At 55.3% G+C, this 14024-nt stretch carries 16 protein-coding genes; 1 reads left to right on the top strand and 15 read right to left on the bottom strand.

The features are described 5' to 3' along the window. Positions 1-8: 8 nt before the first annotated feature. The 14 genes from ptsG to yceD all read right to left on the bottom strand — a co-directional run bounded on the left by ptsG (position 9) and on the right by yceD (position 12217). Positions 9-1445 (bottom strand): PTS glucose transporter subunit IIBC, encoded by a 1437-nt coding sequence (ptsG, locus tag ACO6VX_RS07125; RefSeq protein ID WP_010669858.1) that lies wholly within the window; start codon positions 1443-1445, stop codon positions 9-11. Positions 1446-1734: 289 nt separating this feature from the next. Then, the gene (locus tag ACO6VX_RS07130) at positions 1735-2526 is read right to left on the bottom strand and encodes a metal-dependent hydrolase (RefSeq protein ID WP_033757273.1); all 792 of its coding nucleotides are present in this window, start codon (positions 2524-2526) and stop codon (positions 1735-1737) included. 18 nt (positions 2527-2544) lie between these two features. Continuing rightward, positions 2545-3534 (bottom strand): DNA polymerase III subunit delta', encoded by a 990-nt coding sequence (gene holB, locus ACO6VX_RS07135; RefSeq protein ID WP_422458003.1) that lies wholly within the window; start codon positions 3532-3534, stop codon positions 2545-2547. Further along, positions 3534-4166 carry a dTMP kinase gene (gene tmk / locus ACO6VX_RS07140; protein ID WP_187495676.1) on the bottom strand — a complete coding sequence of 211 codons (633 nt, stop codon included), beginning with the start codon at positions 4164-4166 and terminating at the stop codon, positions 3534-3536. The genes holB and tmk overlap by 1 nt, the downstream gene beginning before the upstream one ends. Next, complete coding sequence (gene yceG, locus ACO6VX_RS07145) at positions 4156-5175, bottom strand: cell division protein YceG (RefSeq protein WP_033757268.1); 1020 nt, start codon at positions 5173-5175, stop codon at positions 4156-4158. Before yceG ends, tmk begins: the two co-directional genes overlap by 11 nt. After that, on the bottom strand, positions 5172-5987 hold the full coding sequence (pabC, locus tag ACO6VX_RS07150) for an aminodeoxychorismate lyase (RefSeq protein ID WP_061901578.1): 816 nt from the start codon (positions 5985-5987) through the stop codon (positions 5172-5174). Before pabC ends, yceG begins: the two co-directional genes overlap by 4 nt. A gap of 91 nt (positions 5988-6078) precedes the next feature. Then, the gene (fabF, locus tag ACO6VX_RS07155) at positions 6079-7320 is read right to left on the bottom strand and encodes a beta-ketoacyl-ACP synthase II (RefSeq protein ID WP_422458005.1); all 1242 of its coding nucleotides are present in this window, start codon (positions 7318-7320) and stop codon (positions 6079-6081) included. An 85-nt stretch (positions 7321-7405) separates the two neighbouring features. After that, the gene (acpP, locus tag ACO6VX_RS07160) at positions 7406-7642 is read right to left on the bottom strand and encodes an acyl carrier protein (protein ID WP_003849865.1); all 237 of its coding nucleotides are present in this window, start codon (positions 7640-7642) and stop codon (positions 7406-7408) included. Between the two features lie 154 nt (positions 7643-7796). After that, positions 7797-8531 (bottom strand): 3-oxoacyl-ACP reductase FabG, encoded by a 735-nt coding sequence (fabG, locus tag ACO6VX_RS07165; RefSeq protein ID WP_010246337.1) that lies wholly within the window; start codon positions 8529-8531, stop codon positions 7797-7799. Between the two features lie 10 nt (positions 8532-8541). Next, positions 8542-9474, bottom strand: a complete 933-nt coding sequence (fabD, locus tag ACO6VX_RS07170) for an ACP S-malonyltransferase (protein ID WP_010669852.1) — start codon at positions 9472-9474, stop codon at positions 8542-8544. Between the two features lie 16 nt (positions 9475-9490). Then, the gene (locus ACO6VX_RS07175; RefSeq protein ID WP_010246341.1) at positions 9491-10444 is read right to left on the bottom strand and encodes a beta-ketoacyl-ACP synthase III; all 954 of its coding nucleotides are present in this window, start codon (positions 10442-10444) and stop codon (positions 9491-9493) included. Further along, entirely contained in the window at positions 10445-11485 is a 1041-nt protein-coding gene (gene plsX / locus ACO6VX_RS07180) for a phosphate acyltransferase PlsX (RefSeq protein WP_022625870.1), read from the bottom strand. Between the two features lie 25 nt (positions 11486-11510). Continuing rightward, a complete protein-coding gene (gene rpmF, locus ACO6VX_RS07185; RefSeq protein ID WP_003849870.1) occupies positions 11511-11681 on the bottom strand; it encodes a 50S ribosomal protein L32 in 171 nt (56 codons plus the stop codon). Positions 11682-11695: 14 nt separating this feature from the next. Beyond that, complete coding sequence (yceD, locus tag ACO6VX_RS07190) at positions 11696-12217, bottom strand: 23S rRNA accumulation protein YceD (protein WP_010246346.1); 522 nt, start codon at positions 12215-12217, stop codon at positions 11696-11698. Between the two features lie 140 nt (positions 12218-12357). On the opposite strand from yceD, the gene ACO6VX_RS07195 reads away from it, so the two are divergent. After that, positions 12358-12945 (top strand): Maf family protein, encoded by a 588-nt coding sequence (locus ACO6VX_RS07195; RefSeq protein ID WP_052270907.1) that lies wholly within the window; start codon positions 12358-12360, stop codon positions 12943-12945. Between the two features lie 11 nt (positions 12946-12956). On the opposite strand, the gene rluC is transcribed toward ACO6VX_RS07195, so the two are convergent. Further along, the gene (gene rluC / locus ACO6VX_RS07200) at positions 12957-13913 is read right to left on the bottom strand and encodes a 23S rRNA pseudouridine(955/2504/2580) synthase RluC (RefSeq protein WP_010669849.1); all 957 of its coding nucleotides are present in this window, start codon (positions 13911-13913) and stop codon (positions 12957-12959) included. Positions 13914-14024 lie beyond the last annotated feature (111 nt).

Genomic DNA, 14024 nt, shown 5'->3' on the forward strand with positions numbered 1-14024 from the left:
GTAAATCATTACATGCTGCGGATGTAATCATCCATATCGGTTTTCAGGTTATCGGATTTAGTCCCGAAAATCGCCTGCACACCGGAACCGGCAACCACCACGCCACGGGCGCCGAGGTTTTTCAGTTCAGTCTGATCCACTTTCGCCACATCGGCGACGCTGACACGTAAACGGGTGATACAGGCATCCAGGTTGGTGATGTTCTCTTTACCACCAAACGCCGCCACCAGTTTGCCCGCCATCTCGGTACCGGTCGCGGTAGATTGCTCGCTGCTGCTGCTCTCTTCACGGCCAGGTGTTTTCAGATCCAGCTTCGCGATCAGTACACGGAATATGGTGTAGTAAACCAGACCATAGATGATACCAACAATCGGGAACAGCCAGATTTTACTGCTGTTGCCGCTCAGCACGATAAAGTCGATCAGACCGTGAGAGAAGCTGGTGCCATCACGCATCCCAAGCAGGATACAGATTGGGAATGCCAGACCCGCCAGCAGCGCATGGATCACATACAGGATTGGTGCCACGAACATGAATGAGAATTCAATCGGTTCAGTGATACCGGTCAGGAATGCGGTCAGCGCGGCGGAGATCATGATACCGCCCACTTTGGCGCGATTTTCAGGCTTCGCTGAATGCCAGATAGCAATCGCTGCCGCTGGCAGACCGTACATTTTGAACAGGAAGCCGCCAGAGAGTTTACCTGCGGTCGGGTCACCCGCCATATAGCGCGGGATATCACCGTGGAACACCTGACCTGCCGCATTGGTGTATTCACCGATCTGCATCTGGAAAGGAACGTTCCAGATGTGATGCAGACCAAATGGCACCAACGCACGTTCAATTACGCCATAAATACCAAAGGCGACAACCGGGTTTTGATAGGCAGCCCACTGTGAGAACTCCTGAATCGCGGAACCTATCGGTGGCCAGATAAAGGAGAGCAGCACGCCGAGAATGATAGCTGCCAGACCGGAAATAATCGGCACAAAACGCTTACCGGCAAAGAAGCCCAGATATTCTGGCAGCTTGATGCGGTAGAAGCGATTAAACATGTAAGCGGCGATGGAACCGGCGATAATACCGCCCAGCACCCCGGTGTCGGCGAGGTGTTTAGCCTCGATCTCCGCCGCAGGCAGATGCAGCACCAGCGGGGCAACCACCGCCATGGTTTTCACCATGATGCCATAGGCAACAACCGCTGCCAGCGCCGAAACGCCGTCATTATTGGTAAAGCCCAGCGCCACACCAATAGCGAAAATCAGCGGCATGTTGGCGAACACCGATCCACCCGCTTCTGCCATCACATGCGAAACCACTGCAGGTAACCAGCTGAAATTGGCTGAACCGACCCCTAACAAAATACCGGCAATCGGCAGAACCGATACCGGCAGCATCAGCGATTTACCGACCTTTTGAAGGTTGGCAAAAGCATTTTTGAACATAGCGTGAAGCTCCTGAGTAAGAGTGCATATTTGCGCAGTGCGCGTGGCAAAGAGGGAGGATTCTTTGCCGGGCTGGCGGTGACCGCCTTTTGATTTATTACGAAGGGTAAAATAATTCCCGATTTGTTACTTTGACGGGTATCACGTTTCGACAATCACAAGGGCGCACTTTACGAAATTTCTTACTGATCCGCACCAGTAATCGGCGATAAAAAGCTGACCCTGTCTGAAAAAACAGGGTCATATACGCAGGTTACAGATTAATTACAGAGGCTGAAATAATAGCTGATCAGGCGCCCAGCTGGCTCATCGGGATATGAAACAGCGTTGAGAAGTTTTGGGTGGTGGTGGCTGCCAGCGTTTCTAAATCCACCCCTTTTAGTACAGCCAGATATTCGGCAACATCGCGCGTATAAGCGGGCTGATTCTCTTTACCACGAAAAGGCACCGGGGCCAGATAAGGCGAATCCGTTTCCACCAGCATCCGATCCAGCGGCACATAGCGTGCGGCTTCACGTAACTGCTCGGCATTGCGGAATGTGACGATGCCGGAAAAAGAGATGTAGAAGCCCATATCCAGCAGTTTTGCTGCGGTGGGCTGATCCTCAGTGAAGCAGTGCAGCACGCCGCCGCAACGTTCAACCTGCTCTTCACGCAGAATCGCCAGCGTATCTTCGCGGGCATCACGGGTGTGAACAATGATCGGTTTGTTCAGCGCAATACCGGTACGGATATGCTCCCGGAACGAGCGCTGCTGCTGATCTTTCGTTTCTGGCTGATAGTGATAATCCAGCCCGGTTTCACCCAGGGCCACCACCTGAGGATCGGCAGAGAGCCGACGAAACTCCTCAACATCATAGGCCTCTTCCTGATTCAGCGGATGCACACCGCAGGAGAGCGCTATATTTTTCCGTTCGCCGACCAGACTTTTAAGGGTATGAAAACCCGGCAGCGTGGTGGCGATTGCCAGCATAAATTTCACATCACGCGCCGCCGCTTTGGCGATTACATCATCCAGGTCACGATGGTTCTTTTCATAGTCCAGGCCATCAAGATGGCAATGGGAATCCACAATAAACATAATTACTCTCAGATAGGTTTAGCCGACAAGCGCGGGCTTCTGTTTGTCCGCCCAGCTCAGAAGCTGATCGGTCAGCAATAATTCGCGATTCACCGATGCCACATGCAGTAGCTGCTCGCGACAGCGCATCCACTCCTGGAGGCTGCTGTTGAGCGCGCTGGCTGAAAAGTATCCGGCCAGCAACTGCACCACATCCTGACGATCGATATTACTCAGCCACTGACCTGCATGTTGCTGCCACTTCATTGCATCCAGCAGCAAAGAGAGCAGCCAGCCGATACGCGCTGCCGCGTCGTCGGCGTTCAGCGCAGGCAGCAGTTGCAGGATGTCCTGCTGCAACGCAGCGGACAGCGCATCGCAGAGCTTCTGCCGGGCCTGCCACGGTCCGTTTTCCAGCAGGCTCAGCGCCGCACCGGGTGCACCTGCGCTCAGACGCAGAGCCGCCAGCAGCATCTGTTCGTCGTGCGCAGCGTGCTTCTTCAGCCAGAGCAGGCTTTGTCCTTCGTCCGGCGGCGTCAGATGCAGCGCCATGCAGCGGCTGCGCAGCGTGGCCAGCAGGCGCGAGGGATCGCGGCTGCTGAGAAAGAACCAGCTGTTGGCTGGCGGCTCTTCCAGCGTTTTCAGCAAGGCGTTGGCCGCCGCTTCCGAAAGCTGCGCGGCATCCGGCAGCCAGACCACTTTCGCGCCGCCCTGCTGACCAAAGTGGTACATTTTTTCCGTTACCTGCCGCACCGCGTCGATGCCCAGGGTAGCTTTGCCCTTCTCCGCCTCAAGCCGATACCAGTCAGGATGGGTATTGGCCTGCATCAGCTGGCAACCGTGACACTGTCCGCAACTTTTCAGGCCATCCCGCTGCTGGCACATCAGCCAGCGGCTCATCCCCCAGACCAGCGCCTCATCGCCCATACCTGCCATCGCCTGGATCAACAACGCATGGTGAGCGCGATTCTCCTGATGCTGGCCAATTACCTGGCGATAAGGCTGATTCAGCCACGGGTACCAGTTCATCACGCCTGCTCCGCCAGCCAGCCATCCAGCGCCGACTGAAGTGACGCTGTCACATCACCCAGTGATTGTGTAGCATCGATGGTGATGATGGTGGGGTCCTCCGCTGCCAGCGCCAGATAGCGGGCGCGGGTGCGTTCAAAGAAACGCAATGACTCCTGCTCAATGCGATCCAGCTCACCGCGCGCACGGGCGCGCTGCAGACCGATGTCGGGTGTCACATCAAGATAGAGCGTGAGATCGGGGCGGAAATCGCCTAACACGGTATCGCGCAGCGTCTGCATCAGACCGGCGTCAAGTCCACGTCCGCCCCCCTGATAAGCCTGAGAGGAGAGATCATGACGATCGCCGATCACCCAGGCACCGCGCGCCAGCGCCGGTTTAATGACCGTTTCCACCAGCTGAACCCGCGCCGCATAGAGCATCAGCAGTTCCGCTTTATCTGTAACCTGCTCGCCCTCAATACCCTGCTTAACCAGCACCCGCAGCTGTTCCGCCAGCGGCGTTCCGCCAGGCTCACGGGTAAAGACCAGATCGTGAATGCCACGGGCACGCAGCGTGGCGACGATGGCATCACGCGCGGTGGTTTTACCGGCGCCTTCCAGGCCTTCAATGACGATAAACTTACTGTTCATTTTTTTCCTTTAGCGTCTGCCGGTAAACCTGCACCGCCTTGTTATGGCTGGCAAGATTAGTCGTAAAGGTATGGCCGCCCTTGCCGTCCGCAACAAAGTAGAGATAGTTGGTTTTCTCGGGATGAGCCGCTGCCTGCAGAGAGGCTTTACCCGGCATGGCGATCGGACCCGGCGGCAGACCGTTAATGATATAGGTATTGTAAGCGCTGGCCGTCTCAAGATCTTTGCGGGTCAGCGTCCCGTTATAGCTGTCGCCCATGCCATAGATGACGGTGGGATCGGTCTGTAACCGCATACCGGTGCGCAGGCGATTGATAAATACCGAGGCTACGCGCGCGCGCTCTTCGCTGACGCCGGTCTCTTTCTCAATGATTGAGGCCATGGTCACCAGATCCTGTGGGGTTTTATAGGGCAGATTATCCGCCCGTCCCTGCCACACCTCAGCAATGGTTTTTTTCATCCGATCATGAGCGCGCTGTAGCAGCGCCATATCGGTGGTGTTAGCCGTGTAAAGCCAGGTATCCGGGAAGAAGTTGCCCTCCAGCTGCTCAGGCTCCACTTTTAGTGCGCTGGCAAGGGTGGCGAACTGATCATCTTTCAGGGTATGCCGGATATAAGGCGCTTTGCGCAGCTCACTCAGCCACTCTTTCAGCCGCTGGCCTTCCACGAACCGCACCGGGAACTGCGCCTCTTTACCGCTGGCCAGCAGCTGTAACAGCGAGCGCACCGTCATGGTTGGCTCAAGGCGATAGGTACCCGCCTTGAAGGTCGCCAGTTCCGGTTCCAGACGCAGCAGCGCGCCAAACCAGATACTGTGCGGAATAATCTTCTGCTCTTCCAGCTGCGCTTCAAGTGCGACCCGGCCCGTGCCGGCAGGCAGCGTGTAGATCGTTTCCTGCTGCAGGGTTAACGGGGTGGCCGCAAACCGCTTAACCTGCCAGTAACTCAGCACAGCCGCGAGACCCACGATCGCCAGCAGGCTGACGACGATTTTTTTGCTTCGAATCATGATGCATCCATTATCTTTTCACAGCTTGCGCGCAACTGATTAAACAGCGAACGCTCAGTAAACTCTACCGCTTCTATCTGTCGGACCGGCAGGACCGGCATCAGCGCATTACATATCACCACTTCATCGGCGGCCAGCAGCTGCGCCGGTTCGCTTTTTATTACCTGGCAAGCCTGGCCTTCGGCCGCAAGTTGCGCCATCAGACTTCGCCGCATAATGCCATCCACACCCGACGCTGACAGATCAGGCGTGAAAATTTGCGAGCCCTGACGCCAGAATAAATTGGCCGCACAGCATTCCACCACCCAACCTTCAGTGTCAAGCACCAGCGCCTCGTCGGCGTCTGTCTGGTCAAGATGAGCTCTGATCATCACCTGCTCCAGACGATTAAGGTGCTTGATACCGGCAAACTGTGGGTTTCGTGCCAGACGGATCGGGCTGAGCCGGAGTGACGCGCCACGCTGCTGTATATCGGCGTAGTGTTGCGGCCAGGGCGCCAGCGAGACGATCCGCGTGGATTCACCACAGCCGCGCCGGCTGTAGCCCCGCCCGCCGCTGCCCGCGCTGATAATCACTTTTAGCACCGCCTGGGTTTGTTGCTGCGCGGCCTGTCGCATTTCAGTCTCAAGCTGAAGCCAGTCGACGCCATCAATCCATAACCGCTCACAGCCCTCTTTGAGGCGCTGAATGTGACTTTCCAGCAGCACGATTTTACCCTGACGCACCGCGGCGGTAGTAAAACAGCCATCCCCAAACTGCAGGCCGCGGTCGCTGGCGGCCAGCATCGATTGTTTTAACCCGTTAATCCACATGGTTCTCTCCTGAGCGTGACTCGTGATTTCAGCGCATTCTGCAGGATAAAAAAAGGCCCGCATCGCGGGCCTTTTTAGCAATCAACAACGATTACACTTTACGGAAGATCAACGAACCGTTGGTTCCGCCGAAACCGAAGGAGTTACACAGGGTGTACTCCAGACCGGGAACCTGACGCGCGGTGTGGGGCACGAAGTCGAGATCGCAGCCCTCATCCGGATTGTCGAGGTTAATGGTCGGTGGAATGGCCTGGTCGCGCAGCGCCAGAATCGAGTAGATCGATTCAACCGCGCCTGCCGCACCCAGTAAGTGCCCGGTCATTGATTTGGTCGAGCTCACCATCACGCTGCTGGCTGCTGCCCCAAAGACCGATTTCACCGCCCGCGCTTCCGCTTTATCACCCGCTGGCGTGGAGGTGCCGTGCGCGTTGACATAGCCGATCTGCTCTGGCGTAAGCTGAGCATCGCGCAATGCGTTGATCATTGCCGCCGCGGCGCCTGATCCATCTTCTGGTGGTGAAGTCATGTGGTAGGCATCGCTGCTCATACCAAAACCTACGATTTCCGCGTAGATTTTCGCACCACGTTTCTTCGCATGCTCATACTCTTCGAGTACCACAATGCCAGCGCCGTCACCCAGCACAAAACCGTCACGATCTTTATCCCACGGGCGGCTGGCCGCTTGCGGGTTTTCGTTACGGGTTGAGAGAGCACGTGCTGCACCAAAGCCACCGACGCCTAATGGCGTACTGGCTTTCTCTGTGCCACCCGCCAGCATCACATCAGCATCGTTATAGGCGATGATACGTGCGGCATGACCGATGTTATGCACACCAGAGGTACAGGCTGTCGCGATAGAGATACTTGGACCTTTCAGGCCATACATGATGCTGAGATGACCCGCCACCATGTTAACGATGGTTGAAGGCACAAAAAATGGGCTGATTTTGCGCGGGCCGCCGTTAACCAGTGAAGTATGATTCTCTTCAATCAGACCTAAACCACCGATGCCGGAGCCAATTGCTGCGCCTATACGGCTTGCATTTTCGTCGGTAACTACCAGACCACTGTCCTGCATGGCCTGCATACCGGCCACAATGCCGTACTGGATGAAGGCATCCATCTTGCGCTGATCTTTGCGCGAGATGTAGTCATCACAATTAAAATCTCTTACCAGACCTGCAAAACGTGTTGCATAAGCACTGGTATCAAAATGGTCGATCAGGGTAATGCCGCTCTGACCGGCAAGGAGAGCACTCCAGGTAGACTCTACGGTATTGCCGACAGGAGACAACATGCCAAGACCAGTCACAACTACACGACGCTTAGACACGTTCGTCCTCCAGGGAGGGGAAATAGGGAACTATGTGGGACAAACAAAAAAATCAGGCGGTCGAGCGACCGCCTGAAGATATTCATTAGCCTTTATGGCTATTGATATAGTCGATCGCTGCCTGAACGGTAGTGATTTTCTCAGCTTCTTCGTCTGGAATCTCAGTATCAAACTCTTCTTCCAGAGCCATCACCAGCTCAACGGTATCAAGAGAATCGGCACCCAGGTCTTCTACGAAAGATGCAGAGTTGGTGACTTCTTCCTCTTTCACACCCAGCTGCTCACTGATGATTTTCTTAACGCGTTGTTCGATATCGCTCATACTATTTAATTTCCTATCAAAACTCGCTTTCGCGATGGTTTTCGTAGTGTATAAAATGGTGAAAAAGATGCAACAAAATCCCGGCTGGTCGAACCACGATTTTGCGTTATTTTGCGGTTCTAACCGCAAATAAAGCAAATCATTTCGTGATTTATCAGACCATGTACATTCCGCCATTGACGTGCAGCGTTTCACCTGTGATGTAGGCTGCTTCGTCAGAGGCTAAAAATGCCACAGCATTGGCGATTTCCTGAGCATCGCCTAAGCGACCCGCAGGAACTTCCGCCAAAATACCGGAACGTTGATCTTCGTTCAGTGCCCGCGTCATGTCAGTCTCAATAAAGCCTGGAGCCACGACGTTGACGGTAATGCCACGTGACGCGATTTCGCGCGCCAGTGATTTGCTAAAGCCAATCAAACCCGCTTTTGCTGCCGCATAGTTTGCCTGGCCCGCATTACCCATAGTTCCAACAACGGAACCAATGGTGATGATACGGCCCACGCGCTTTTTCATCATGGCACGCAGGACCGCCTTGGAAAGGCGGAATACCGATGTGAGGTTGGTATCCAGGATATCCTCCCACTCATCGTCCTTCATGCGCATGAGAAGATTATCACGCGTAATGCCTGCATTATTGACTAAAATATCCACTTCGCCAAATTCAGCACGAATATTCTCTAAAACAGTGCTGATTGAGTCAGCGTCAGTCACATTCAGTAACAGGCCTTTGCCCTTGTCGCCAAGGTAAGCACTGATGGCGTCGGCGCCACTCTGGCTGGTTGCAGTTCCTACCACTTTAGCACCGCGTGCCGCCAGTGTTTCTGCAATCGCACGACCAATGCCGCGACTCGCGCCGGTAACCAGCGCAACTTTACCTTCAAAGCTCATGATTTTCCTCTTATTCCTTACCGAGTGCAGCCGTCAGGGATGCAGTATCGTTAACGGCAGCCGCTGTCAGGCTATCGACAATACGTTTCGTCAGTCCGGTCAGGACTTTACCTGGCCCCATCTCCAGGAGCTGCGTCACGCCCTGTGCTGCCATCGCTTCCACGCTCTCGGTCCAGCGAACCGGGCTGTAGAGCTGACGGACCAGCGCATGGCGGATGGCCGCAGCATCGGTTTCAGCTTTCACATCGACGTTGTTGATCACCGGTACCGCAGGCGCGTTAAAGGTGATGCTCTCCAGCGCCACCGCCAGTTTATCGGCCGCAGGCTTCATCAGTGCGCAGTGAGAAGGAACGCTGACCGGCAGTGGCAAGGCACGCTTAGCGCCCGCTGCTTTACAGGCGGCACCCGCACGTTCAACGGCTTCTTTGTTACCCGCAATAACCACCTGGCCCGGCGAGTTAAAGTTAACCGGTGAGACAACCTGACCCTGCGCGCTCTCTTCACAGGCTTTGCGGATAGCCGCGTCATCCAGGCCAATAATCGCCTGCATCGCGCCAGTGCCTTCAGGCACCGCTTCCTGCATCAGTTTGCCGCGCAGTTCAACCAGCTTCACTGCATCCGCAAAGTTAAGCACACCCGCGCAAACCAGCGCTGAATATTCACCCAGGCTGTGACCAGCCATCAGGGCTGGCTGTTCACCGCCCTGCTGCTGCCAGACACGGTAGATTGCCACGGAGGCGGCTAACAGTGCAGGCTGAGTCTGCCAGGTTTTGTTCAGCTCTTCAGCCGGACCCTGACTTACTAATTGCCACAGATCATATCCCAGCGCGTCAGAGGCTTCACGGAAGGTCTCTTCTACCAGCGGATACGTTGCCGCTAATTCAGTCAGCATGCCCACGGTCTGTGAACCCTGACCGGGGAAAACAAATGCAAATTGCGTCATTTTTCGTTCCTGTCAATCAAAAGCGAACCAGCGCAGAACCCCAGGTGAATCCACCACCAAAGGCTTCCAGCAGAATAAGGTGTCCGGGTTTGATGCGGCCATCACGGACCGCTTCATCCAGTGCGCTTGGCACCGATGCGGCAGAGGTATTGCCATGACGATCCAGTGTGACGACCACTTTATCCATGGTCATGCCGAGTTTTTTCGCGGTGGCGCTGATAATGCGCAGGTTCGCCTGATGCGGCACCAGCCAGTCCAGCATTTCACGATCGAGATTATTGGCCTGCAGCGTTTCATCAACGATGTGAGCCAGCTCGGTGACGGCAACCTTGAAGACTTCGTTGCCTGACATGGTGACATAAGCGGGCTGATCCTGATGCGCACGATCCTGATAAGGCAGCGTCAGCAGCTGTGAATAGCGACCATCAGCATGAAGATGGGTAGAGATGATCCCCTGCTCTTCGCTCTGACCCAGCACGACCGCGCCTGCACCATCGCCAAACAGGATGATCGTGCCGCGATCTTCCGGATCAAGTGCGCGTGCCAGGACATCAGCACCAATCACCAGCGCATGTTTCACCGCGCCATTTTTGATGTATTGATCGGCCACGCTCAGTGCATAGGTGAAACCTGCACAGGCGGCAGCGAGGTCAAACGCCGCGCAGTCTTTGATTTCCAGCATTTGCTGGATCATGCAGGCAGAACTGGGGAAGGCATGACTGGAAGAGGTTGTGGCGACAATAATCAGCCCAACATCGTTCGCTTCAATGCCTGCCATTTCAAGGGCGCGTTGCGCCGCGCTGAATCCCATGGTGGCGACGGTTTCGTCAGGCGCAGCAATACGACGCTCGCGGATGCCGGTACGGGTAACAATCCACTCGTCCGACGTCTCCACCATTTTTTCCAGATCGGCATTGGTGCGGATCTGGCTTGGCAGATAACTGCCCGTACCGATAATTTTGGTATACATCTAGGCTTTGTCACTCCTGGCTAATACAGCATCAAGGCGCGCAGCAATTCGCTCGGGAATTTGCTGCCTCACCGCCTGCTCTGCCTGTTCTATCGCCACAGCGAAGGCGTGTTGATTTGCCGCACCGTGACTCTTGATCACTGTTCCGCGCAATCCTAACAGACAAGCGCCATTGTACTGGTCAGGGTGGAGATGCCCGAAGCGCTTCGTCAGACGTTTCTGAATCCAGCGCCCCAGCAACTGAAGCCACCATGACCGTTTTTTACCTTCCCCTGATGACTTCAGCAGAGAAAGAAACATTCTTACCACGCCTTCCATAGTCTTCAGCGTGACGTTTCCGACAAAACCGTCACAGACCATCACATCCGTTTTACCGGTGAGCAGTTCGTTACCTTCAAGGTAACCAATATAGTTGATTTGCGGTGATTCTCGCAGCACTGCCGCGGCGTCGCGGATCGTTTCCAGCCCTTTGGTCTCTTCATGACCAATATTGAGCAACGCGACACGGGGCCGTGCAATACCAAGCACATGCTCAGCCATTACCGACCCCATTACAGCAAACTGCACCAGCATCGCACTGTCTGAGCCCACATTTGCGCCCAGATCCAGCACCACGGTTTTACCCTGTTGCTGGTGCGGTAAAACGGACATCAGCGCCGGACGTTTAATGCCATCCAGCGGTTTTAATAAGAGTGTCGACAGCCCCATCAGCGCACCGGTATTCCCGGCGCTGATGCAGGCCTGCGCACGTCCCTCTTTAACCATCTCCAGTGCCACACGCATTGAGCTGCCGCGACTGTTGCGGATGGCCTGAGCGGGCCGCGCATCACTTGCAATAACCGATTCGGCAGGGATGACCTGCAAACGCCCCATCAGGGAGGAATCCGCTTTGGCAAGCAATGGCATGAGAGTGTCGGGGTGTCCGACCAGAAGAAGGAATAGTTCCGAATGAGAGGCCAGTGCCTGCAATGCTGCAGGCACTGTCACGCAGGGACCGAAGTCCCCGCCCATGGCATCAATCGCCAGGGTCAAACGTGTCAAGGTATCGCCTTGCTAAGCAAGAAACTTACTTAACGATAACCTTGCGACCGCGGTAGTAACCGTCCGCAGTGATGTGGTGACGCAGATGAGTTTCGCCAGAAACTTTATCTACTGACAGAGCAGCAGTGGTCAGCGCATCGTGCGAACGACGCATACCACGCTTAGAACGGGTGGGTTTATTCTGTTGTACGGCCATGGACCTTACTCCTATTACTTACGCTTTAAACTGGCTAATACGGCAAATGGATTTGGTTTCTCCACCTCTGCAGGCAGTTTACCAAAGACCATGTCCGCCTCGGACACTTCACAGTGTTCAGAATCGTGCACCGGAACGACCGGCAGCGCGAGAATAATTTCATCCTCGACAACCGCCAGCAGATCGATCTCACCAAACTCGTTGACATCGACCGGCTCGTACGCTTCCGGCAATGCCTCGGCCTGCTCTTCAGAAGAGACAGGGCTGAAGCAGTAACTCACTTTTACGTGATGAGGAAAGGTCTGGTTGCAGCGCTGGCAACGCAACGTCACTTGTACTTCAGCAGTACCCGTCAGTACTGCCAGACGTTGGTTATCAACCGCAAACGACATGGCACAATCCACATCACTGTCCACACTAACGACCGACTCGGCCACACGCTCCACCTGTACAGATGTGTAGACACCCTGATAATCAAGGCGCTTCTGAGCAGTGCGGACAGGGTCCAGCGTTAGGGGTAATTTTACCTTTTGCATAGGGCGCGCATATTAACTTTGTAATGTCATAGAGTCAAAGAAAAAGGCCGTTAAACAGCATCTTTCAACCACTATTCGCATCCAGTGCGGCGCACAGTTTAAAATGACTGTCACCAATTCGCTATCACTATTGAAAAAAAATGACGCCATCGATTCTTTTAGCTTCAACCTCGCCCTTTCGGCAGGCATTACTGCATAAACTGGGCCTGCCTTTTATTACCGCCGCGCCTGAGGTTGATGAGTCACCTCAGCCCGATGAAACCGCTGAAGTGCTGGTGACCCGTCTTGCCGTGGCTAAAGCGCAGGCGCTGGCAAAAACGTATCCCAGCCACTGGATAATCGGCTCCGACCAGGTTTGCGTGCTGGATGGCGCAATCGCCGGTAAGCCTCACACGGCTGAGAATGCGCGGGCGCAACTGCGTGCCGCCAGCGGAAAAGCCATTACCTTTTATACCGGTCTGGCGCTATTTCATCCGGCCAGTGGCACGCTGCTGCACTGCTGTGAGCCCTTTGTGGTTCATTTCCGCACGTTAACTGACGCTGAAATCAGCGGCTATGTGGAAAAGGAGCAGCCGCTTCAGTGTGCGGGCAGTTTTAAAAGTGAAGGTCTGGGGATTTGTCTGTTTGATCGGCTGGAGGGACGCGATCCCAATACGCTGGTCGGGCTGCCGTTGATCGCGCTCAATGAGATGTTGCAGCAGGCCGGCATCAATCCTTTAACGAACTGATGCCGGAGAGATTACGCTTTCCGCTGACGCAGCTTAAGCAGGCATTGCTTCAGGCCATCATCCAGTGGCGCCTCGACCCGCATCACTTCGCCGGTGCCGGGATGCGTAAAGGTCAGCGCCGCAGCATGCAGGAACAGGCGTTTTAAACCGGTTGCCGCCAGCTGACTGTCAAACTCACGTTCTCCGTAGCGATCGTCGAAGGCAATGGGATGCCCGGCATGCAGCGTATGGACGCGAATCTGATGCGTACGACCGGTGACCGGGCTCGCTTTCACCAGCGTGGCAAACTCGAACCGCTCTTCTACTTTAAAGCGGGTTTCTGAGGCTTTGCCTTCGCTGCTGACGCGCACCACGCGCTCACCGCTCTGCAGGATGTTTTTCAGTAGCGGCGCCTGAACCACCTTCAGGTGTGACGGCCAGTTGCCGCGCACCAGGGCCAGATAATCTTTCTGCATCCCCTTTTCGCGCAGTTGCTCATGGAGGGAGCGCAGCGCCGAACGCTTTTTAGCGACCAGCAGAATGCCGGAGGTGTCACGATCCAGGCGATGCACCAGCTCCAGAAAGCGTGCTTCCGGTCGCAGGGCACGTAACCCTTCAATCACCCCGAAGCTGAGTCCGCTACCGCCATGCACGGCTGTGCCGGAAGGCTTGTTCATCACCAGCAGCGACTCATCCTCAAACAGGATGGCATCGGCCAGTGACGCCACTTTCGCCAGTTTGGGGGAAACGGCATCTTCGTCGCGTTCCGCTACCCGAACCGGCGGAATGCGCACCTCATCGCCCTCCTCCAGCTTATATTCTGGCTTGACGCGCTTTTTATTCACCCGCACCTCGCCTTTGCGAACGATGCGATAAATCATGCTTTTGGGCACACCCTTGAGCTGGGTGCGCAAAAAGTTATCAATGCGTTGTCCGGCATTTTCAGCCGTGATGGCGACAAAATGTACGCCGGGATTCTCTGTTTTCATGGCGGCGATTCTAAATAGTGTCCCCTGATAGCGCCACCCCTTTTTCTGTGCTTAACTCTGGAGTTGATGTGACGGCAGGTCGCCTCTCTGCTGGCTTTTTCAGCAAAGCGC

Origin of the sequence: Pantoea sp. BJFS-204, assembly GCF_049310725.1 — a bacterium.
Lineage (GTDB): Bacteria > Pseudomonadota > Gammaproteobacteria > Enterobacterales > Enterobacteriaceae > Pantoea > Pantoea agglomerans.

Coding starts and splice junctions, on each gene's coding strand:
- rluC (WP_010669849.1), bottom strand. CDS start 13,913: ATGAAAACAGAGAATCCCGGCGTACATTTTGTCGCCATCACGGCTGAA.
- pabC (WP_061901578.1), bottom strand. CDS start 5,987: ATGTGGATTAACGGGTTAAAACAATCGATGCTGGCCGCCAGCGACCGC.
- acpP (WP_003849865.1), bottom strand. CDS start 7,642: ATGAGCGATATCGAACAACGCGTTAAGAAAATCATCAGTGAGCAGCTG.
- yceD (WP_010246346.1), bottom strand. CDS start 12,217: ATGCAAAAGGTAAAATTACCCCTAACGCTGGACCCTGTCCGCACTGCT.
- yceG (WP_033757268.1), bottom strand. CDS start 5,175: ATGATTCGAAGCAAAAAAATCGTCGTCAGCCTGCTGGCGATCGTGGGT.
- holB (WP_422458003.1), bottom strand. CDS start 3,534: ATGAACTGGTACCCGTGGCTGAATCAGCCTTATCGCCAGGTAATTGGC.
- ACO6VX_RS07130 (WP_033757273.1), bottom strand. CDS start 2,526: ATGTTTATTGTGGATTCCCATTGCCATCTTGATGGCCTGGACTATGAA.
- rpmF (WP_003849870.1), bottom strand. CDS start 11,681: ATGGCCGTACAACAGAATAAACCCACCCGTTCTAAGCGTGGTATGCGT.
- ACO6VX_RS07175 (WP_010246341.1), bottom strand. CDS start 10,444: ATGTATACCAAAATTATCGGTACGGGCAGTTATCTGCCAAGCCAGATC.
- ptsG (WP_010669858.1), bottom strand. CDS start 1,445: ATGTTCAAAAATGCTTTTGCCAACCTTCAAAAGGTCGGTAAATCGCTG.
- fabD (WP_010669852.1), bottom strand. CDS start 9,474: ATGACGCAATTTGCATTTGTTTTCCCCGGTCAGGGTTCACAGACCGTG.
- fabG (WP_010246337.1), bottom strand. CDS start 8,531: ATGAGCTTTGAAGGTAAAGTTGCGCTGGTTACCGGCGCGAGTCGCGGC.
- ACO6VX_RS07195 (WP_052270907.1), top strand. CDS start 12,358: ATGACGCCATCGATTCTTTTAGCTTCAACCTCGCCCTTTCGGCAGGCA.
- tmk (WP_187495676.1), bottom strand. CDS start 4,166: ATGAACAGTAAGTTTATCGTCATTGAAGGCCTGGAAGGCGCCGGTAAA.